Here is a 20,944-nt window from a genome sequence, read left to right on the forward strand (position 1 = left end):
ATGGACCGGCGTTCCGCACTTGTTGCGGGGCTGGCGGCGGGGCTGTTCAGCCTCGCCGCCGCACCCGTTTTCGCCCGCTGCGAAGGCGTGGCCCCCGGCGCCCGCCCGCAGAACACATCGCGCCAGTATGTCGGGCAAACACTGGATGAGATCGTTGAACGCGGCACTCTGACTATCGCGGTTTACGAGGATTTCCCGCCCTATAGCTGGGATGATGCAGGCACCCCCCGCGGGGTGGATGTGGAGGTCGGCCGCATTCTGGCCGAAGGGCTGGGCGTGAAGCCGGAATACCGCTTCGTGCAGGCGGGAGAAAATACGCAGACCGATCTCATGTCCTACATCTGGCGCGGCACGGTGCAGAAAGAGCCGGTATCCAATGTGATGATGCGGGTGCCCTATAACAGCGAGTTCACCTGTCTGGTCGAGCAGGTGGTCTTTACCGGGCAGTATGCCAAGGAGGAAGTGGCGATTGCCTACCGGCTTGACGCCTATCCCGATGCCGTGCCTTCGGACAAACCCCGGCACGAAGGGGGGCCGGTGCCTGCCTATTTCCGCTTTGACACGGTGGCGGTGGAAAACGATTCGATTTCCGATTTCTACCTGACCGCCTTTCCGGGTGGGCAGATCGGGCCGAACATTCATCGCTTTCCCGATATGGCCAAGGCGATGAAGGCGCTGGTGGCGGGTGAGGTCATGGCCGCGATGGGGCCGCGCGCGCAATTGCAGTTCGGCGCAGCCGAGGGCGTCGCGGTGCATCAGCCGCCCTTGCCGGGTTTCGCTCTGGGCAGCTGGACCGTTGGCATTGCGGTGCATCAAAGCCACCGCGACCTTGCCTATGCGCTGGACGATGCCATTGCGGCGGCGCTGGCCGACGGGCGCCTTGCTGCCGCCTATGCTGCCTACGGGCTGACCTTTACCCCGCCGGAGCGGTGATCACAGGTCGAAGCTGGCAAAGACCGGCACATGGTCCGAGGGCTGATCCCAACCCCGGCACGGCCGCAGGATGCGGCTGCCATGCGCGGCGCCCGCGATGTCGGGGGTGGCCCAGACATGATCCAGCCGGCGGCCCTTGTCGGCGGCATCCCAGTCGGGGGAACGATAGCTCCACCACGAATATAGCCGGCCTTCCGGGATGTCCTTGCGGGTCACGTCCACCCAGCCACCAGCGTCCTGCGCGGCACCCAGATGTTCGACCTCGACGGGCGTATGGCTGACGATCTTCAGCAGGGCCTTGTGGTTCCACACATCATCTTCGCGCGGGGCGATGTTCAGGTCGCCCACAAGGATCGCCTTCGACGGCTTGTCGGCATGCGCCCAGTCGCGCATCTCGGTCAGGAAATCCAGCTTTTGTCCGAATTTCACATTGGCCTCGCGGTCGGGAATATCGCCACCGGCAGGCACATAGAAATTATGCACGGTCACGCCGTTTTCCAGCCGTGCCGAAACGTGGCGAGCATGGCCCAGTGCGGCGAAATCACGGTCGCCCGCATCTTCCAGCGGCAGGCGCGACAGGATGGCGACGCCGTTATAGCCCTTCTGCCCGCGCGCAACCATGTAACGGTAGCCAAGCGCCTCGAACGCCTCGCGGGGGAATTTCTCGATCGGGGTCTTGATCTCTTGCAGGCAGAGGACATCCGGTGCCTCCTCCTGCATCAGGCGCGACACCAACGCCTCGCGCAGACGGACGGAGTTGATATTCCAGGTGGCAATCGTGAAGGGCATGGCGGTTTCCTTTCGCCCCACCTGTCTAGGTGGCACGGCCCGCGAGGTAAAGCCTTGCGGCGTTACTGGATGGTGTAGGCACCACTGTCACAGACGTTGCTGCGGTCCTCCAGCACGTCGCCATCGGCAAACACCATGCGGAAGTCATACTCGCAGCCCTTTGCCTCGGCGATGGTGATGTCGCCGCTGGCCCCGGCCGGCAATGCGCCGGTCGAGAGGATGTTTTCCTCCCACGAGTCGGTGCCGACGGGCGAGGCGTAGAATTCGGTCAGATCGGCGTTGGACTGGTTCGACAAGGTGAAAGACAGGCTTTCGGCCGCGGCCGGAAGCGCCATGCCAGCAAAGGCGAGGCAGAACAGGGAAAACCGCATTGACATCACATCTCCTCGGGCAAGCGCCGCAGACCGATATTATGTAGGGCAGACCCGAAGGGATTCCAACAGCACGGCACGATCTGCCGCCGCGTCAGGGCGGAAGAGGTGCCGGGCACAAGGCCCGGCCAGGCTTCCAACAGGGAGAATGCGGCAAAGGCGAGATATACCCCCTTCGACACATCTTTTGATTGTATCACATCCGTTCGGAAAAAAAAGGCCGGGCATAAGCCCGGCCAGTCCAACAGGGAGGATGCCGCGTCATGACCCCGGCGCGGCAAGGGGAACCTGTCGCATGATATAGTCATGCAATCCGGCGACAATAAGACCATCGTCGCCAGATTTTTTCCATCCGGTCAAGCCACCAGCCGATAACCGCCCGACTCGGTCACCAAGAGCCGCGCATTCGACGGATCGGGTTCAATCTTCTGCCGGAGGCGGTAGATGTGGGTCTCAAGCGTATGGGTGGTCACGCCCGCATTATACCCCCAAACCTCGTGGAGAAGCACATCACGCGCCACAACCCCTTGTTGCGCCCGATAGAGGTATTTCAGGATATTGGTCTCTTTTTCGGTCAGGCGGACCTTGCGTTCCTTTTCGTCCACCAGAAGCTTCTGCGCGGGCTTGAACGTGTAGGGACCAAGCTGGAACACGGCATCTTCGGATTGTTCATGCTGCCGCAACTGTGCCCGGATGCGGGCAAGAAGAACCGGAAACTTGAACGGCTTGGTCACATAATCGTTTGCACCCGAATCAAGCCCGAGGATCGTATCGGAATCTGTATCGTGGCCAGTCAGCATCATGATCGGACATTTTACCCCGGCCTTGCGCATGCGGCGGCAGAGTTCGCGGCCATCTGTATCGGGCAGGCCGACGTCGAGGATCACCAGATCATGCCCGCCTGCCTTGGCCTTCTCCAGCCCTTCCAGCCCGGTCGAGGCTTCGAACACGTCGAAATCCTCGGTCATCACCAGTTGCTCGCTCAGCGCCTCGCGCAGATCGTCGTCGTCATCGACCAGAAGAATTTTGCGCAGCGTTGCCATGGTCCGGCCTCCGTGATTGCTTGCCCAACACATGCGCCCGCTTCATGGTTCCGGCAAGATTTGCAACGAAAGGCTCACGCCCTCGTGTCGCAGCGGGGGGAAATGTTTCACTTTCCCGGTCAGATCGTTACATAGAGGCCAAGAGGACGCATCACATGACCAGCACCCCCGCCATCGCCGCGCCCGGCATCATCGAACGGCTCGCCCGCGCGCGCGGCGATTTGCGCATGGGTGTGCCCGTGATGTTGACGGGGGGCGAGGCGGCGGCGGTGGCCGTTCCGGTGGAAACGCTCAGCTCCGCGCGGCTGGCAGAGTTGCGCCGTCTGGGCCACCCGGAACTTGCGCTGACCGTGCGGCGGGCCGAGACGCTGAAGATCCGGGTCTATGACGGTGATCTGGCGCGGCTCGCCTTGCCCGCCGATGCGGGGCTGGACTGGCTGTCATCGATGGCTGATCCGGCGGATGACCTGCGCCTGCCGATGAAGGGGCCGTTCCATGAAATACGCGGTGGGGTGCCCGCCTTGCATCGCGCGGCGATCACGCTGGCGAAATCTGCGCGGCTGTTGCCTGCGGTGGTGGTGGTTCCTGTGGAACAGGGGGCGGCGCTTGCCCGAGCGGCTGACCTGACCGTCATCGACATTGACGAGGCGGCGGCAGAACTGGGCCGTGCCTCGCCGCTGGCCGAGGTGGTTTCGGCCCGCCTGCCCATGGCCGCCAGTCGTGCGGGGCGCGTCCATATCTTCCGCCCCGAGGATGGGGGCGAGGAACATTACGCCATCGAGATCGGTCAGCCCGACCGCAAGGCGCCCGTGCTGGCCCGGCTGCATTCGGCCTGTTTCACCGGCGATGTGCTGGGCAGCCTGAAATGCGACTGCGGCCCGCAGTTGCGTGCTGCGCTGGCGCAGATGGGGGCCGAGGGTGCGGGGGTGCTGCTGTATCTGAACCAAGAGGGCCGGGGCATCGGGCTTGCGAACAAGATGCGCGCTTATTCCTTGCAGGATCAGGGCTTTGATACCGTCGAAGCCAATCACCGGCTGGGGTTCGAGGATGACGAGCGCGATTTCCGCCTGGGGGCGGGCATTCTCAAAACCATGGGGTTTGCAGCGGTGCGCCTGCTGACCAACAACCCCCGCAAGATCACGATGATGGAAGGGCAGGGCATCCGTGTGGCCGAGCGTGTGCCGTTGCGCGTGGGTGAAACCCCGGAAAATCGCGGCTACCTTGCCACCAAGGCCGCAAAATCGGGGCACCTGCTGTAAGCGTCAGCCGTAATTGCGGGCGCCGAAAATCGCGCTGCCGACGCGCACATGGGTGGCGCCCTGGGCAATTGCGGCCTCGAAATCGCCGCTCATCCCCATGGAAAGCTGGTCCAGCCCGTTCCGCGCCGCGATCTGCGCCAGATGCGTGAAATGTGGCGTGCTGTCTTCACCTTCGGGCGGGATGCACATGAGGCCCGCGACCGGCAAATCCTTGGCCCGGCAATCGGCGATGAAGGCATCAGCGTCATCGGGCAGAACGCCCGCCTTCTGCGGCTCCGCCCCGGTGTTCACCTGCACGAACAGCGTCGGGCAATGCCCCTGCGTCTGCGCGAGCCGGGCAAGTTTCTCTGCAAGTGAAGCACGGTCGAGGGTGTGGATCGCGTCGAACAGATCGAAGGCCAGTTTGGCCTTATTGGTCTGCAAGGGACCGATCATGTGGACAGCGGTGCCGGGAAACCGGAGCCGGAGGTCAGGCCACTTCCCGGCGGCCTCCTGCACATAGTTTTCGCCAAAGATGCGCTGGCCCTGTTCCAGTGTGGCAATCACCCGGTCCAGCGGCTGCACCTTGGATACGGCGATCAGCGTAACCGTGCCCGCTGTGCGCCCTGCGGCCGTCTCTGCCACCGTTATCCGTGCCTTGATCTCTGCCAGACCCATCTGTGCCTCCGTCTTTGGGCCGCAGATGGCCACAGCAGTCCGGAAAAGAAAAGGCCCCCGGCGGAAACCGGGGGCGAAAAAGGAAAAGGGCGGGGGTAAACCCCGCCCTTCCCGTATCGACTGATCGTCAGATCAGAAGTCGAAACGCACGCCCACGTCGGCGTAGGTCTGACCAGCGTAACCTTGCTGGACCGAACCCGACAGACGAGCGCCGCCGAGGTCGTAGTCAGCGCCCAGGCCGTAAGCGGTGTCAGCACCGGCGACGTCCAGGTCAGCAACGTAGGCGCGCAGGGTGGTGGCGCCCATGGTGTAGTTGCCGTACAGGGTGACGACGCGGCCACCGGCAGCATCTTCATCCATGTAGTTCAGGCCAACGGTGGCCGCGTCGTTGATGGTGTAGGCGGCACCCAGGAAGAAACCGTCGTTGCCAGCAACGCCAGCGCCGTCTTGGTAAGCGGCCAGCGACACAGCGAACGGACCCGAAGCGTAGTCGAACGACACGCCGACTTCAGCGTCGGTCGAAGCGCCGGTCATCTGGTCCGGGTTCACATACGAGATGCGGCCGGTGAAGTCGCCCATCGAGTACGAAGCGAAGATGCCAGCGCCCGGAGCGACAGCGCCGGTCGAGTTGTAGGCGAAGAAGGCGCCTTGCGGATCGCCGTACGACGAGTCCTGGAAGCCCATTTCCGAGTTGTAGATCAGGCCAGCCGAGTCGAACGCGGTGTTCACGTTGCCGACTTCAACGCGGAAGCCTTCATACGAAGCGTAGAACAGCGCGGCGTTGGTCGAAGCAGCGCCACCGTCGGTGGACTGCAGACGCAGACGGCCACCGAAGGTCACGCCCGAGTCGGTTTCGGTTTTGCCGTCGATGTTGAAACGCAGACGCGAAGCGATCTGGGTTTCTTCGGCGCGGCCTTCCAGGTATTCCAGACCGAAACGGCCGTAGCCCGAAACGGTGACGCCGGTTTCAGCCGAAGCCACGGTGGCGGTCGAAGCCAGCAGCGTGGTGGCGAGAAGGATCTTTTTCATCGTTTTCCCTCGTTGACTCAAAGGTGCGGCCCAACTCAGGGGAATCCGAATTGGGTATGGCCTCTATTTCTGCTGATGGGCCTCGAATTGCAATCGGCAGTGGCGGCTTGCGGGGAATCGCGGCGGGGTATGGTGCACCAATGTCACAGTCCTGCCGCGGGGCCGACATGCTTGCCTCGTGCGGGTGGGCAGGCGCAGGGTAACAAGGCCTGAGGGAAAAGCCTTGTCCGGTCCCGGAGGCTCGGCTAGACAGCCTTTATATTGACGGGAGTTGCGAATGTCCTTGCCCAGCCTTGCGCGCCTCACGCTGTCCGGCAGCCTGATTCTTGCCCTTGCGGCCTGTGGCGGCATCGGAAGCGGCGATTCCGGCCTGTTCCGCAAGAGGACCCAGCCGGTGGACCATTCGCAGACCGAGGCTGTCGTGGCCCCCGGCAAGGCGCGCAGCACAACCGCCACCCGCGAAATGGCCGATGAATCGCGCCAGCGGAAGATCTGGGACCTGTTCGGCGGCGGTGCCGATCCGAATACTACGGTCGAGGTGAACCGTTATCTGTGGCAGGCCTCGCTGGACGTGCTGAACTTCCTGCCCATCGAATCGGTTGATCCGTTCACCGGGGTCATCGTTACGGGCTATGGCACACCGCCCGGCGGCGGCCGCGCCTATCGCGCGACGATCTATATCAGCGACCCGGCTCTGGATGCGCGTTCGCTGCGGGTGTCCTTGCAGGGCCGTGGCGGTGCCGCGGTTTCGCCGCAGACCCAGCGCGCGATCGAGGATGCGATTCTGACTCGCGCGCGGGAAATCCGCGTGCGCGACAGCCGTCTGTGACGCCGCAAGCGGGGGCGCTGCCCCCGCCGCGCCTCCGCCGGGATATTTGAGACAAGGTAAAAGCTGCGCGGGCTGGACTGTTCCGGCCCGGTCGGTTTAATTCGCGCGCGTTGAACCGATGAGATGAGGCCAGCATGTCGCGCTATGAACCGAGCCAGATCGAGCCGAAATGGCAAGAGACCTGGGACAAGGCCGGGGTGTTCACCGCCCGGCGCGATGCGGCCAAGCCGAAATATTATGTGCTTGAGATGTTCCCCTATCCGTCGGGGCGCATCCATATGGGCCATGTGCGCAACTACACGATGGGCGATGTGGTGGCGCGCTACAAATCCTCCTGCGGGTTTTCGGTGCTGCATCCGATGGGCTGGGATGCCTTCGGGATGCCCGCCGAAAACGCGGCGATGGAGCGCGGCGGCCATCCGAAGGACTGGACCTATGGCAATATCGCCGACATGCGCGGGCAGATGAAGCCGCTGGGCCTGTCGATCGACTGGAGCCGCGAATTCGCCACCTGCGACCCGGAATATTACGGCCAGCAGCAGGCCATGTTCATCGACATGATGGAAAAGGGTCTGGTCTATCGCAAGGCGGCGGTGGTGAACTGGGACCCTGTCGATATGACCGTTCTGGCCAACGAACAGGTGATCGACGGCAAGGGCTGGCGCTCGGGCGCCGTGGTGGAACGGCGCGAGCTGACCCAGTGGTTCTTCAAGATCTCTGACATGGCGGGCGATCTGCTCGACTCGCTCGATGGCCTGAAGGACTGGCCCGAAAAGGTGCGCCTGATGCAGGCCAACTGGATCGGCAAGTCGCGCGGCCTGCAATTCGGCTTTGAAACCGTGGCGGCGCCGGCGGGCTTTGACCGGCTGGAGGTCTATACCACCCGCCCCGACACGCTGATGGGCGCCTCTTTCGCCGGGATCAGCCCGGATCACCCGCTGGCGAAGGAGTTGGAAAAGACCAATCCGCAGATCGCCGCCTTTGTCGCCGAATGCCGCCGCATCGGCACCAGCGAAGAGGCCCTGCAAACCGCCGAGAAGCTGGGCATGGATACCGGCATCCGGGTGAAGCACCCGCTGGACCCGAACTGGGAGCTGCCGGTCTGGATCGCGAATTTCATCCTGATGGATTACGGCACCGGCGCGATTTTCGGCTGCCCGGCGCATGACCAGCGCGATTTCGAATTCGCGACCAAATACGGCCTGCCGATCAAGGCGGTATATCTGGCCGAAGGCGCGGAGGATGCGCCGCTGACTGATGCCTTTGTGCCGATGAAGTCCGAGCGGGTTCAATATGTTCGCGGCATCGCCGGCAACAAGCCGATGACCGGCGACGAGGGTGTGGCCGAGGCGATCGCGCTGGCCGAGGCCAAGGGCTTTGGCCAGGGTGTCACCAAATTCCGTCTGCGCGACTGGGGTATTTCGCGGCAACGCTATTGGGGCTGCCCGATTCCGGTGGTGCATTGCGCGACCTGTGGTGTGGTGCCCGAGAAGAAGGAAAACCTGCCGGTCGAGCTGCCTTATGACGTGAGCTTCGACAAGCCCGGCAACCCGCTGGACCGCCACCCGACCTGGGCCGCGACCGCCTGCCCGAAATGCGGGGCAGCGGCTCGGCGCGAAACGGATACGATGGACACCTTCGTCGATTCGTCCTGGTATTACGCCCGCTTCACCGCGCCCCGCGCCGCCACGCCGACTGTGGCCGAGGATGCCGAATACTGGATGAACGTCGACCAGTATATCGGCGGCATCGAGCACGCGATCCTTCACCTGCTTTACAGCCGCTTCTTCGCCCGTGCGATGAACGAGACCGGCCACCTGCCCGCCAAGGCGCGCGAGCCGTTCAATGCGCTGTTCACGCAGGGCATGGTGACGCACGAGATTTACAAGACCAGCGACGACAAGGGGCGTCCGGTCTATCACCTGCCAGAGGACATTCTGCGCAGCGAAACCGGCGCTACGCTGAAGGACGGCACAGTGGTCGAGGTTATCCCCTCGGCCAAGATGTCGAAATCCAAGAAGAATGTCGTCGATCCGATGAATATCATCGCCTCTTACGGTGCCGATACCGCGCGGTGGTTTGTCATGTCGGACAGCCCGCCGGAGCGTGACGTGGAATGGACGGCTTCGGGCGCGGAGGCGGCCTTCAAGCACCTGACCCGCGTGTGGAACCTGTGTTCGCGGATCGGGGAACTGCCTGCGGACCATCAGGGCAAGGACGATGCGGCGCTGCTGAAAGCCACGGCGAAGGCGGTGGACGAGGTGACGAAAGGCATTGACGGCTTTGCCTTCAACAAGGCCATCGCCGGGCTTTACGCCTTTACCAATGTGCTGGCGAAGGCCGATGCCTCGACCCCGGTAATGAAACAGGCGATCCGCACGCTGGCGCAACTGATGTCGCCGATGACCCCCCATATCGCGGAATCGATCTGGAGCTATCAGGGCGGCGCGGGCCTTTGCGCGCAGGCCGCATGGCCCAAGGCCGATCCGGCGCTGCTGGTGGATGATACCGTGACGCTGCCGATCCAGATCAACGGCAAGCGGCGGGCGGAAATCAGCGTGCCGAAGGATATGGCGGCGGCAGAGGTTGAAAAGATCGCGCTGGCGAACGAGGATGTGGTGAAGTTCTTGGCCGGTCAGCCGGTGAAGAAGATCATCGTCGTGCCGGGTCGCATCATCAATGTCGTGGTATAAACGCCGCCAGTTCATAACGCTTGCCGGTGCGGCCCTGACGGGCTGCACCTTCACCCCGGCCTATGCGCCGGGGGGGCCTGCCGCCGCGCTGCAAGGTGCGATCCGCGTCGATGCGCCGTCCGACAAGAACGCCTTCGATCTGGTCGAGCGGCTGGAAGAACGGCTGGGCCGTCCGCAGGGTGACCGCTATCACCTGTCCTACGCCATCCGCACTGAAAGCATCGGGGTGGGTGTGACGCCCGAAAACGCGACGACGCGCTATAACCTGCGCGGCACGGTGGACTGGGTATTGAAGAATGCCGCAGGCACCCCGCTGGCCGAGGGCACGGCGGCGAGCTTCACCTCATGGTCGGCCACGGGGTCGACCGTTGCAGGGCTGACGGCAGAGGAAGACGCGGCTTACCGGCTGATGCGGATTCTGGCCGACCAGATCGTCACGCGGCTTCTGGCGACGGCGGGAAGCTTCCTGTGAAGCTGACTGGCGCGGCGGGGGCGGCCTATTGCGCCAAGCCCGATCCGGCGGCGGCGGGGCTGCTGCTGTATGGGCAGGACGCCATGCGCGTTTCACTGCGGCGGCAGGAGGCGATTGCTGCCCTGATCGGGCTGGAGGGCGAGGCCGAGATGCGGCTTGCGCGCCTGTCGGGCGGTGATGTGCGCAAGGAACCGGCGCTTCTGATGGACGCGATGAAGGCGCAGGGTTTCTTTCCCGGTCCGCGCGTGGTGTTTGTGGAGGAAGCGACCGACACCATCGCCCCGGCGGTGACCGAGGCGTTCCGCGACTGGCGTCCCGGCGATGCGCAGATCGTGGTGACGGCGGGCGGGCTGACCACGAAATCGGCGCTGGTGAAGCTGTTCGAATCGCATCCAACGGCGCGCAGCCTTGGCATCTATGACGATCCCCCCTCGCGCGAGGAAATTGAGAGCACGCTGGGCAAAAGCGGGTTGCGCGACATCGCGCCAGAGGCGATGACCGATCTTCTGTCTCTGGCGAAGGAACTCGACCCCGGTGATTTCCGCCAGACGGTCGAGAAAATCGCATTGTATAAATGGGGCGACAGCAGCCCGCTGACGCCCGCCGATGTCATGGCCATGGCCCCCGCCACGGTGGATGCCGAGGTGGATGACGTGGTGGAGGCTGTGGCCGAAGGTCGTGGGGCTGCCGTGGGGCAATTGATGCGGCGGCTGGAAGGGCAGGGGGTGCAGCCCGTCACGCTTTGCATCTTTGCCATGCGCCATTTCCGCAATCTGCACGCGCTGGCGGTTGATCCGCGCGGACCGGCCTCGTTCCGGCTGCGCGGGCCGCGCAAGGATCGGGCGATGCGGCAGGCCGAAAGCTGGGGCGCGCGGCGGCTGGAGGATGCGCTGGCCTTGCTGGTGGAAACCGACCTGACGCTGCGGTCGGCCTCGCGCGCGCCTGCCATGGCGCTGATGGAGCGCGCGTTGATCCGGCTGGCGATGATGCGGCGATAAGGAAAAGGCCCGGCGTTCAGACCGGGCCTTTCGGATTTCAGAACTCCAGCGGGCGGTCGCCCTGCGCATCCTTGATGCGGCTCGGCAGGCCCATGGTGTTCAAAAGGTTGATGAAGGGCTTGGGGTCCAGCTCTTCGACATTGACCATCGTGCCCACATCCCAGGTGCCATCGGCGATCAGCAGCGCGGCGGTGACCGGCGGCACACCGGCGGTATAGCTGATGCCCTGCGAGCCGACCTCCTCGAACGCTTCTTTATGGTCCGCGACGTTGTAGATGAACAACTCCGCCGGCTGGCCATCCTTCACGCCCTTCACCACATCGCCGATGCAGGTCTTGCCGGTGTAGTTCGGCGCGAGGCTGGCCGGATCGGGCAGCACGGCCTTCACCACCTTTAGCGGAATGACCTCTTGCCCCTCGGCGGTTTTCACCGGCTGTTCCGACAGCAGGCCAAGGTTCTTCAGTACGGTGAACACGTTGATGTAATGGTCGCCGAAGCCCATCCAGAACCGCACATCGGCATCCTTGTAGCGCGCCGACAGCGAATGCACCTCGTCATGGCCGGTCAGATAGGCTTTCTGTTCGCCCACAACCGGCAGATCCCAGGTCTGGCCAACCTCGAACATCTTGTTCGACTGCCAGCCGCCGTTCTGCCACGAATAGACCGTGCCGGTGAATTCGCGGAAGTTGATCTCGGGGTCGAAATTGGTGGCAAACCATTTGCCATGCGACCCGGCATTGATGTCCACGATGTCGATGGAGGTGATCTTGTCCAGCATGCCCTCGGCCACGCGGGCATAGGCGTTCACCACGCCCGGATCGAAGCCGATGCCAAGGATCGCGGTCACACCCGCCGCCTTGCAGCGGTCGCGGCGTTGCCATTCGTAATTGCCATACCACGGCGGCGTTTCGCAGATCTTTTCCGGGTCTTCGTGGATCGCGGTGTCCAGATAGGCGGCGCCGGTTTCGATGCAGGCTTCCAGCACTGTCATGTTCACGAAGGCCGAACCCACGTTGATCACGATTTGCGCGCCGGTCTCGCGGATCAGCGCGGCGACGGCGGCGCTGTCCATCGCATCGACCGCATGGGCCGCGAAAGTGCCCGGCACCTTCATCGCGTTCTTTTCATGGACGCTGGCGATGATCGCCTCGCATTTCGCCTTGGTGCGGCTGGCGATATGCAGATCGCCCAGCCGGTCGTTATGCTGCGCGCATTTATGCGCCACGACCTGAGCCACGCCACCGGCGCCGATGATCAACACGTTCCGTTTCACTTCGAACCGTCTCCTTTAAGGACAGATGGAAGGGAGAGTCTCAGCCAAGGCTGCTCTCGTAATCGGCATAGCCGAATTCTCGTTTCAGGCTCAGCGAGCCATCCAGTTCGCGCACGACGATGCTGGGCATCTTCACGCCGTTGAACCAGTTCTTCTTTACCATCGTATAGCCTGCCGCGTCGGCAATCGACAGCCGGTCGCCCACCGACAGCGGTGTGGGGAAGTTGAACTCGCCGAAAATATCGCCCGCAAGACAGGATTTGCCGCAGATCATCCAGGGATGATCGCCCGACACCTCCATCTTCGCCGGCTGGCGATAGATCAGCAGGTCGAGCATATGCGCCTCGACCGAGGAATCCACGATGGCCAGATCCTTGCCGTTGTTCAGCGTGTCGATCACCGTCACCTCAAGGCTGGCGGAATTGGTGATCGCGGCCTCGCCCGGTTCCAAATAGACCTGAACCCCGAACCGATCCTGAAAGGCGCGCAGCCGGGCCGCGAGCTTGTCCACGGGATAGCCCTCGCCGGTGAAATGGATGCCGCCGCCGAGGCTGACCCATTTCAGGCGTTTCAGCAGGTCGCCGAACTCATCCTCGATCCGGGCAAGCTGGGTGTCGAACAGGTCGAAATCCGCGTTTTCGCAATTGTAATGGATCATGAAGCCCGAGATGCGGTCCATCACGGTTTCGATCTTCTTCTGGTCCCATTCGCCCAGACGGCTGAAGGGGCGGGCCGGATCGGCCAGGTCAAAGCCCGAGGTCGAAAACCGGGGGTTCAGCCGCAGCCCGCGTTCGATCTGCGCTGACTGGTTGTCGAAGCGTTCAAGCTGACCGATGGAGTTGAAGATGATCTTGTCGGCATAGCCCACCGCCTCGGCGATCTCGTGGTCGGACCAGCCAACGGAATAGGCGTGGGTTTCCTTGCCGAACTTCTCGCGCCCCAGCCGCAGCTCATAGAGGCTGGAGGAGGTGGTGCCATCCATATGTTCGCGCATCTGGTCGAACACCGGCCATGTGGCGAAACATTTCAGCGCAAGCAGGGCCTTGGCGCCGGACTGCGCGCGCAGCCGGTCGATGATTTCCATGTTGCGCGAAAGCTTCGCCCGGTCGATCAGGTAGTAAGGTGTCTGGATCATCAGGAATCCCCCCCGGGGCCAAAAGGGACAAGAGCGGTCCACATAGGGCCTAAGCCCTGCGGGTGCAAGCTTTGTGACATTCTGTTGCCGCCCTGCCTGTCAGCGTCGCTCTGCCATGGTCAGCGGGAGAAGGCGCCGCATCTGGGCGATGGTCCCCCGCATCCGCCGGTGCAGATGCCCGGAAAGTGCCAGCCCGTCACTGTGGATCGCCTGCCATGTCATCTGTTGCCGCGCGGTGCCAAGGTTGAACAGCCGGTAGCCGCCCATCACCACGAAGGCCGAAATGGCGACCGAGGCCAGCGCGTCCGAGGTGAAATGCCGCCCCATGCCGACGCGCAGCAGCAGGCTTGCCCCGATCAGCGTGATGGCGGCCGCGATGGCCAGCCACCGGCGCTGTTTCGGCAGATGTGGCCATGTCAGGGCCAGCAGGGCAAAGGCGAAGGTCGCCGTCATCGCTACCTCGCCGGAGGAGAACGAACAGTTCTGGCTGCACTGGTCGCTGATTTGCAGGACGGGCGTGAACAGATGGTTGCCTCCGAATTCTGCGATGTCGGCGGGCCGGGCGCGGCCTGCATGTTCCTTCAGGATGCCGTTTACGATCAGGCCGGGGCCGATGACGAACACGGCCGCGAGGAAATGCCAGCCCGTCCTGCCGGATTGCGGTGTGAAGCCGGTCAGTTGGGCCAAAGCGGGCAGGGTGACGGCGAGCAGGGCAAATACCGTCAAACCCCAGCGCAGGGTATCGTTGAGGGTGGTGATCATGGGGTTTCCCCGCAGGCCAAAGTCGCCTTGTGCATCAAGGAATTGTGCCGAAAGCGCAATGTCCAGCGCCGGTTCGGCGCTGAACAGGCAGAGCACAACCAGCGTTGCGATCAGCGCTGCATGGTGCAGCCGGGCGAGGGTGGGGTCAGTCATCCTTGGCCTCCGTCAGGCATTCGGGGGTGGTCAGGACCAGCGACATCTGCCGCCCCTCGGCAAAGCCCGGCCCGGCGATCCAGCGCTCTGACGGGCCGGTAGCGCAGGAGGGCGGCTCGGTTCCCTGCATCAGAAGCGCAACCGGCGTGTCCGGATCGGCCTGTAGCGGCAGTGCCAGATCCCAGTGGTGGCGCGGTGGTCCGTCATGCGGGGCGGCAGCGATTTCCAGTCCGGTGCCGTGGCTCTGCCAGCTCAGATCGGCCAGCAGGCCGCGATCCGAGGCCGCAATCACGGTAGCACCATTGCGCGTTGCGAAATCCATCGCGCGCTGGCTGACCTCGGCCCGGCCCAGATAGCGCGACAGGATCAGCGGCCCTTCCCCGATCCGCCAGCCGGTGCCGAAGGTGGCAATCAGCGGCAGGGCTATCGCCACCGCCGCGCCCAGTGCCAGCGAGGCAAAGGCCAGCGCCCGGTGCCGCGCCAGCCAATGTGCGGCGATGATCGTGCCCGCAACCGTGAAGCCGACGCCCCAGTTTGCCAGCGCCCGACTGGTCAGCGCCTGAAGTGTGACGATGCCAAGGATCACCAGTGCCACCGCAGCCGCGCCGCGGATTGGCGGGTGGGTGTCTCGAAGGCCCAGCAGGAAAGCCGCGAAGGCGAGTGGCCCCATCACCGCGAATTGTTCGGCCAGAAAGCGCGCGGCGCCAGCCAGATGCAGGCCAAAGCCTTTGGCAGCGCCATCTTCGGCCAGATGATGCAGGGTCACAAAACCGTGGCTGGCGATCCACAGCAGGTTCGGCAGCGCCAGCAACAGGGCAACAGCCACCGCAACTGTCGCATCGCGGCGGGTGATCCGCCATGCCGGGGATACCAGCGCGGCCATGCCCATTCCGGCCATGGCAAACAGCATCGCATGTTTCGACAGGAACCCCAGCCCCAGCGCCAGCCCCAGCAGCACCGCATCGCGGGTCGAAGCGCGCGCGGCCAGCCGGTGCTGCATCAGCAGCGCCGCCGCGATGGCGCACAGCAAGGGCGTGTCGGTCGTCATCATCATCGCGCCCAGCGTGGCCGCGGGCATCGTTGCATAGGTCAGCCCGGCCAGCGCGGCCACACGCGCATTGGCCAGCCGTGCCGCCAGGGCCATCACCATTCCTGCCGTCACCCCATGCAGCACCGGCGCCGCAAGGCGCACGCCGAACGGGGTATTGCCCGCAAGCTCGGTCGTGGCCCGGATCAGCCAGCCGATCAGCGGTGGCTTGGAATAGGCACCGAAAGACAGCGATTGCCCCCACAGCCAGTATTGCGACTCGTCCGTCCAAAGCTCGGTCCGCATCGTGGCCAGCATCAGCACCCGCCACAGCGTTAGCGCGGCAATGGCCAGCAGCGCGACCCGCCGCAAATCAGGCACGGCCTTGGGCATGCGACTGCCTTTCGGCATGGATCAGCCACAGATTGCGGGAATAGATCACCAGCCCGGTCGCCTGACCGAACACGAAGACCGGATCACGCCGCCACAGCGCATAGCTCAGAAGCACCAGGCCGCCGGCCATCGAGAAATACCAGAATGCGACCGGGATGACCGACCGGCGCGTGCGTTCCGATACGATCCATTGCACCAGAAAGCGCATGGTGAACATCAATTGCCCGCCAAGGCCGATCATCACCCAGGTGAACTCGGTCCAGTCAGTGACATGCAGGGCGGCCCAGACCGCTTCGCGGCTCATGCGCCCGCCTCCGGGGTGATCTCGCGCGGGGTTTCGCGCTTGCGGCGGCGGATCAGCCAGGCCACGCCCGCCAGATCGGTGATTCCCACCAGTGCCCGCCCGAGATTGGTATACTTCGACCGCCCGGCCAGACGCGGCGCATGGGTGACCTCGACATGGGCGACCTGCCAGCCATCCCGCAGGAACAGCGCCGGCAGGAAGCGGTGCTGATGGTTGAAATAGGGCAGCGCCAGATAGGCGGCGCGGTCAAAGGCCTTCAACCCGCAGCCGGTATCGCGTGTCCTGTCGCCCAGAAGCCAGCCACGCAATCCATTGGCAAAACGCGATGCCAGACGACGACCCATGGTATCGCGGCGTCCGACGCGCTGGCCTGCCACCAGCGCCAGCGCCGGGTCGCGGCGGGGGGCCATCAAGGGTGCGATCAGGGCCGGGATGTTGACCGGCGGGTTTTGGCCGTCACCGTCCAGCGTCACCACGATGCGACCACGCGCTGCGCGGGCCCCGGAATGGACGGCGGCAGACTGGCCTGCCGCGCGATCATGAACCAGCACCCGGATACGGCGATCCTGCCGGGCCAGCCCGAGGATCTCTGCCCGCGTCGCATCGCGCGACCCGTCATCCACCAGGATCAGTTCGAAAGCCTGCCCGTCGAGAATGTCCAGAATCCGGGTCGCCAAGGGGGCGATATTCAGGGCTTCGTCATGCAGCGGCACAACGACCGACACGACCGGCACGGTTTCGATCAGATGCGGGGCGAGGCGGGCGGGATGGACAGCATTCATCTTGTGCAGCCCTCTGGCAAGCGCAGTGATGCCGCAGGCTGACTGCGGCGAGGTCATCTGCGCCGCAGTCAACACCAAGTCTGTAAGGGTTATATTGCTGTCAGATGACGACTTCGTGGCGGTATCGGTCGCGCCTGTTGTGACGGGTGGACGCCCGCAGCGGCCTGCGCCGAAGGCAGGGGTGTCCCCGACCGCCCGGCCATCGCTTACCGGGTGAGGATTTCATAAACCTCGCTGCGCCCCTCGGTCGGCGCGAAGATGATGTAGTAGCGATCCGTCCCGCCCCGATACATCAGGCCCAGACTGTCAAAAGCGGGATCGCCGCTGCCGAACCCACTGAACCCGCGTGGTGCCTCGTAACCATAATAGCGCCCGCCAATGAAGATGAGGCTCGTGCCGTCCTCCCCCGGAGCAAGCAGGCCCAGACGCCGCTGCGAGCCGGAATCCTTCTGCAACACCAGACCGGCCGGGCCTTCCTGCCGGAAGGCACAGGAAAAGAACGGGTAGGCGATAGCAATATCGGCAGTGACTTGCAGGCTGCGCACCTTGCAGGGCGCTCCGGCAAGGCTCAGCCGGTCGGGCATCGGCAGGCGTTCACCACCGATCACGGCAAGGATGTCGGTCGCCGTCGCCGCATCTTGCCCACTGGCATGTGGTGCAAGGCTGGCGCGCAGATCGGTCTCGGCATTTGCAAGTGCCTCCGTCTGCGCCGGGGTAAGAATCTCGTCCGCAGTCTGGGCATGAAGAGGCAGGGTCGCCAGCAGCGCGACAAAAAGGGCCGAAAATCGGCGGAGTGAACGGGTCATCTCTGATACCTCCGAAACGATAATGCCCGGCAGGGGGCTGTTCCTGTGACGCGGCTGCGCGATGAAAGCTTGGGCTCAATGCGGTCGAGTGTTTCAAAGCCGTTTGGCAAGGGCAAGCCGCATGGCGGCGTCTCAGGGCTGTTTCACCGCGGCCGCCCATTCTTCCAGAAAGGCGCGGCGCTTGATGCGGTCCAGATAAACCAGCAAGCCGGGGTCCAGCCGGATCGGGCGCAGGCGCGGCGTCTGCACCAGCGCCGCCTCGTTCACCGGCGGCAGGCCACCTTGTTGGCCGGACAAGCGTCGGCCTTCGGGTGACAGCAGGAAGTCGATGAACATCCCCGCGAGTTCGGGGTTTTGTGCACCTTTCGGGATCAGGGCGGTGCGTAGCAGCGTCAGTGTGAAATCCTCGAATTCGATCAACGCCATATCCGGGTCATGCGCGGCTCGGGTCGCGGCGTAGCTGCCCAGCACGTTATAGGCCAGCGCGAGGCTGCCGCTTTCCAGATCGTCCAGCATGGGCTTGGTGCTGGCGTAAAGCCGGGGGCGGTTGGCGCCCATCACCTCGGCCAGACGCCAGAAACTGTCGGATTGCCGTGCCTCCTGCGTGGCGAACAGATAACCGGCGCCCGATTGCAGCGGGTCATAGGTGCCGATCCGCCCCTCGAAGCGGCCGGGATGATCGCGCAAAAGGTCGATCAGGTCGCGCCGGGTGCGGGGCAGTGCAAGCCCCTCCAGCGCCTTGCGCGAGGTGACCAGCACCACCGGCTCCTGCGCGAAGCCGAAGATGCGATCCTGCCATTGCGCCCAGTCGGGCAGTTGCGCGGTGCTGGCATGGGGCAGGGCGAGGCCGTCATTCGCCAGCTTCATCTGCAAGTCCATCGCGCTGGAAATCGCCAGATCGCAGGCCACGCCCTCGTCCGCCACCGCCGTATAGACGCTGGCGCTGCCAGTCACGGTGTAACGGATGGTCACGGAAGGGTGGCGCGCCTGAAAGGCAGTCAGCAGCGGGGCGAAATATTCGGTGTCGGTGGTGGACAGGATCCACAGCTCCGATCCCGTGCCGGTGCCGGGAAAGACGTGCTCCTCCTCCACGGGGAAGGCGGCGGCGGCCAGCGGCGCAAGGATTACTGCAAGGGCACAGAGAATTCGGCGCATACGCCCCCTCCTTCACGTTCCGTCAGGCTGAACCGCCCGTCATGGGCTGCGGCGACTTCGGTCACGATGGTCAGGCCAAGGCCCGAACCCACCACATCGGCCACATTGCCGCCCCGGCGAAAGCGGCCCGAAAGGCTGGCCGGGTCAAGGCCCGACAGGCCGCGCCCGCGGTCCTCGACCCGCAGCACGGCGCGGCGATCCTCGGCCGCAAGCGACAGGCGGACCACGCTGTCTTCGGGTGAATATTTCACCGCATTGTCCAGAATATTGCGCACCGCACTTTCCAGCAGCGCCCGGTCGCCTGTCACCGGCAGGGGCTGCGGTGCGGGTGACAGCCGCAGATCGACATCCTTCAACGAGGCGGCGGGTTCGATGGAGGCCACCACGCCTGCGACCAGCGCGCCAAACTCCAGCGCGTCCGAGGTCATGCGGTCAGACCGATAGACGACGATGGCATGATCCAGCAGTTGCGTGGCGGATCGCGCGCTTTCTTCCACCGCGCGGATGACGCCGCGCAGGGTCTGGCGCGTCGCCTCGTTGTCGGACTGGCGCAGCGCGATTTCGGCCTGCGTGCGGACGGTGGCCAAGGGTGTGCGGATGTGATGCGCGGCCTCGGTGATGAAGGTTTCGGTGCGGCCCAGTGCGGCGCGCAGACGGGCGATGAAGCCGTTCAGTGCGCCCACCAGCGGCACCAGCTCGCGCGGGGCGCTGGCATCGACGGCGCGCAGATCCTCGGGGCCGCGCCGCGCCACCGCCTCGGCCAGTCGGTCGATAGGAGACAGCACCGAGCCTGCGGCGACCAGCGACAACAGCAGCGCCAGTGTGAAGAAGCCCAGCCCAAGCCCCGCCGCGCGGTTGGCGATGCGTTCGGCAATCGCGTCCTGCCCCTGCCGGGTCTGCGCGACCAGAACCAGCACAGGCAAAGCTTGCCCCGCCACCACCACCTGCCGCGTCACAGCGGCGATGCGCACCTCGGTATCGCGGAAGGGCCGGGTGTAGAATTGCGGGCCGACCTTGCCGGTGGCCTCGGGCGGTGGGGGCAGGTCTTCATAGCCCGTCACTGTCTCGCCGCCCACGTCGATGCGGTAGAATACCCGGTCCTCGGAAATCGAGCCCAGCACCGAAAAGGCGTCGTAGGGCAGGTCAATCTCCACCTGTTCTGTGCCCGCGCGCAGCTGTTCCGCAATCGCGGTGGTGGCCGCGCCCAGAATGCCGTCCTGCGTTGCCTCCGCCGCCTGCCCCGCCACGGTGCGCACGGTGAAATACAGCAGCACCGCCAGCATCGCCGCAATGCCCAGCAATTGCAGCAACAACCTTTGGCGCAGCGACAGCGGCGCCCGCGCCATCCGCCAGCCCGTCATCCGCCGGTCAGCCGGTAGCCGACGCCGCGCAGCGTCTCGATCCGCGCCTCCGACCCTTCCAGTTTCTTGCGCAGTCGGGCCACATAGACCTCGATGGCATTTTCCGTCACCGCCTCGGAATAGGAAAACAGCCGGTCGCAAAGTTGCGCCTTGGAAAAGATCCGCCCCGGCGCGGACAGCAGGATTTCCAGCAGCCGCAACTCGCGCGAGCGTAATTCCCGTGTTTCGCCCGCGATGCTGACCGTCGCAGTCAGTGGGTTGAAGGTGACGCCCGCATAGTCGCGCACCGTCTGCAAGGCGCCGCCCCTGCGTCGCAGAACGGCGCGACAACGGGCCTCCAGCTCGGCAAAGTCGAAGGGTTTGGTGATGTAGTCGTCGGCGCCAAGGTCCAGCACATCCACCCGGTCCGAAACGGCGGCGCGGGCGGTCATCATGATGATCGGCGTGTCGCGGCGGGCGCGGCGCTGGGCTACCAGAAAGTCGCGCCCATCGCCATCGGGCAGCGCGATGTCCAGCAGGATCAGATCATAACTGGCGGCACCGAGGCAATCCTCGGCCTCGGCGATACCCGCCGCGCGGTCCACCGCATGGCCGTCCAGCGCCAGCCGCGCGGCGACGGAACGGGCCAGATCGTCGTTATCCTCGACCAGAAGAAAGCGCATTGCCGTCGATTTCATCGTTGATGACAGGTTCGTGTCAGCTTTTCAGCGAATCGTGTCT

Annotated in this window: 21 protein-coding genes; 6 read left to right on the forward strand and 15 right to left on the reverse strand. The window is 64.5% G+C overall.

Annotated elements, in window-relative coordinates; genetic code table 11:
• A complete protein-coding gene (locus D2N39_RS06780; protein ID WP_119134031.1) occupies nt 1–933 on the forward strand; it encodes a transporter substrate-binding domain-containing protein in 933 nt (310 codons plus the stop codon).
• On the opposite strand, the gene D2N39_RS06785 is transcribed toward D2N39_RS06780, so the two are convergent.
• The 3 genes from D2N39_RS06785 to D2N39_RS06800 all read right to left on the reverse strand — a co-directional run bounded on the left by D2N39_RS06785 (nt 934) and on the right by D2N39_RS06800 (nt 3,136).
• Nucleotides 934–1,722, reverse strand: coding sequence for an exodeoxyribonuclease III (locus tag D2N39_RS06785; protein ID WP_119134032.1), 789 nt, complete (start codon nt 1,720–1,722; stop codon nt 934–936). It lies immediately after the preceding gene.
• Between the two features lie 62 nt (nt 1,723–1,784).
• Nucleotides 1,785–2,099 carry a hypothetical protein gene (locus D2N39_RS06790; protein ID WP_119134033.1) on the reverse strand — a complete coding sequence of 105 codons (315 nt, stop codon included), beginning with the start codon at nt 2,097–2,099 and terminating at the stop codon, nt 1,785–1,787.
• Between the two features lie 350 nt (nt 2,100–2,449).
• Nucleotides 2,450–3,136, reverse strand: coding sequence for a response regulator transcription factor (locus D2N39_RS06800; protein ID WP_119134035.1), 687 nt, complete (start codon nt 3,134–3,136; stop codon nt 2,450–2,452).
• A 155-nt stretch (nt 3,137–3,291) separates the two neighbouring features.
• Here D2N39_RS06800 and ribA point away from each other — a divergent pair, with 155 nt between their 5' ends.
• A complete protein-coding gene (gene ribA / locus D2N39_RS06805; protein ID WP_119134036.1) occupies nt 3,292–4,395 on the forward strand; it encodes a GTP cyclohydrolase II in 1,104 nt (367 codons plus the stop codon).
• Nucleotides 4,396–4,398: 3 nt separating this feature from the next.
• Here ribA and D2N39_RS06810 read toward each other — a convergent pair whose 3' ends face one another.
• Nucleotides 4,399–5,052 carry a YggS family pyridoxal phosphate-dependent enzyme gene (locus tag D2N39_RS06810; protein ID WP_119134037.1) on the reverse strand — a complete coding sequence of 218 codons (654 nt, stop codon included), beginning with the start codon at nt 5,050–5,052 and terminating at the stop codon, nt 4,399–4,401.
• A gap of 132 nt (nt 5,053–5,184) precedes the next feature.
• Nucleotides 5,185–6,081: a porin gene (locus D2N39_RS06815; protein WP_119134038.1), complete on the reverse strand. Its 897-nt coding sequence runs from the start codon at nt 6,079–6,081 to the stop codon at nt 5,185–5,187.
• 277 nt (nt 6,082–6,358) lie between these two features.
• Between D2N39_RS06815 and D2N39_RS06820 the strand changes: the two genes are divergently transcribed.
• The 4 genes from D2N39_RS06820 (at nt 6,359) to holA (ending at nt 11,073) form a co-directional block, all read left to right on the forward strand.
• On the forward strand, nt 6,359–6,910 hold the full coding sequence (locus tag D2N39_RS06820) for a DUF3576 domain-containing protein (protein WP_119134039.1): 552 nt from the start codon (nt 6,359–6,361) through the stop codon (nt 6,908–6,910).
• Nucleotides 6,911–7,044: 134 nt separating this feature from the next.
• On the forward strand, nt 7,045–9,603 hold the full coding sequence (leuS, locus tag D2N39_RS06825) for a leucine--tRNA ligase (RefSeq protein ID WP_119134040.1): 2,559 nt from the start codon (nt 7,045–7,047) through the stop codon (nt 9,601–9,603).
• A complete protein-coding gene (gene lptE, locus D2N39_RS06830) occupies nt 9,590–10,075 on the forward strand; it encodes an LPS assembly lipoprotein LptE (protein ID WP_119134041.1) in 486 nt (161 codons plus the stop codon). The genes leuS and lptE overlap by 14 nt, the downstream gene beginning before the upstream one ends.
• Nucleotides 10,072–11,073 carry a DNA polymerase III subunit delta gene (holA, locus tag D2N39_RS06835; RefSeq protein WP_119134042.1) on the forward strand — a complete coding sequence of 334 codons (1,002 nt, stop codon included), beginning with the start codon at nt 10,072–10,074 and terminating at the stop codon, nt 11,071–11,073. The genes lptE and holA overlap by 4 nt, the downstream gene beginning before the upstream one ends.
• A gap of 37 nt (nt 11,074–11,110) precedes the next feature.
• Here the strand turns inward: holA and D2N39_RS06840 are convergent, their stop codons facing one another.
• The 10 genes from D2N39_RS06840 to D2N39_RS06885 form a co-directional block, all read right to left on the reverse strand.
• The gene (locus tag D2N39_RS06840; RefSeq protein WP_119134043.1) at nt 11,111–12,346 is read right to left on the reverse strand and encodes a saccharopine dehydrogenase family protein; all 1,236 of its coding nucleotides are present in this window, start codon (nt 12,344–12,346) and stop codon (nt 11,111–11,113) included.
• 40 nt (nt 12,347–12,386) lie between these two features.
• A complete protein-coding gene (gene nspC / locus D2N39_RS06845; protein ID WP_119134044.1) occupies nt 12,387–13,481 on the reverse strand; it encodes a carboxynorspermidine decarboxylase in 1,095 nt (364 codons plus the stop codon).
• A gap of 99 nt (nt 13,482–13,580) precedes the next feature.
• Nucleotides 13,581–14,396: a phosphatase PAP2 family protein gene (locus D2N39_RS06850; RefSeq protein WP_119134045.1), complete on the reverse strand. Its 816-nt coding sequence runs from the start codon at nt 14,394–14,396 to the stop codon at nt 13,581–13,583.
• The gene (locus D2N39_RS06855; protein WP_158589783.1) at nt 14,389–15,816 is read right to left on the reverse strand and encodes an ArnT family glycosyltransferase; all 1,428 of its coding nucleotides are present in this window, start codon (nt 15,814–15,816) and stop codon (nt 14,389–14,391) included. Before D2N39_RS06855 ends, D2N39_RS06850 begins: the two co-directional genes overlap by 8 nt.
• A complete protein-coding gene (locus D2N39_RS06860) occupies nt 15,797–16,120 on the reverse strand; it encodes a lipid-A-disaccharide synthase N-terminal domain-containing protein (RefSeq protein WP_119134047.1) in 324 nt (107 codons plus the stop codon). Before D2N39_RS06860 ends, D2N39_RS06855 begins: the two co-directional genes overlap by 20 nt.
• Nucleotides 16,117–16,959: a glycosyltransferase family 2 protein gene (locus D2N39_RS06865; protein WP_233557077.1), complete on the reverse strand. Its 843-nt coding sequence runs from the start codon at nt 16,957–16,959 to the stop codon at nt 16,117–16,119. The genes D2N39_RS06860 and D2N39_RS06865 overlap by 4 nt, the downstream gene beginning before the upstream one ends.
• Nucleotides 16,960–17,108: 149 nt before the next feature.
• Nucleotides 17,109–17,708 (reverse strand): DUF4893 domain-containing protein, encoded by a 600-nt coding sequence (locus D2N39_RS06870; protein ID WP_119134048.1) that lies wholly within the window; start codon nt 17,706–17,708, stop codon nt 17,109–17,111.
• Nucleotides 17,709–17,840: 132 nt separating this feature from the next.
• Nucleotides 17,841–18,863, reverse strand: coding sequence for an ABC transporter substrate-binding protein (locus tag D2N39_RS06875; RefSeq protein WP_119134049.1), 1,023 nt, complete (start codon nt 18,861–18,863; stop codon nt 17,841–17,843).
• The gene (locus tag D2N39_RS06880) at nt 18,833–20,224 is read right to left on the reverse strand and encodes a sensor histidine kinase (RefSeq protein ID WP_119134050.1); all 1,392 of its coding nucleotides are present in this window, start codon (nt 20,222–20,224) and stop codon (nt 18,833–18,835) included. Before D2N39_RS06880 ends, D2N39_RS06875 begins: the two co-directional genes overlap by 31 nt.
• A complete protein-coding gene (locus D2N39_RS06885; RefSeq protein WP_119134330.1) occupies nt 20,221–20,886 on the reverse strand; it encodes a response regulator transcription factor in 666 nt (221 codons plus the stop codon). The genes D2N39_RS06880 and D2N39_RS06885 overlap by 4 nt, the downstream gene beginning before the upstream one ends.
• Between the last annotated feature and the right edge of the window lie 58 nt (nt 20,887–20,944).

This window comes from Gemmobacter lutimaris, from assembly GCF_003570715.1.
GTDB classification, from domain to species: Bacteria; Pseudomonadota; Alphaproteobacteria; order Rhodobacterales; family Rhodobacteraceae; genus Gemmobacter; species Gemmobacter lutimaris.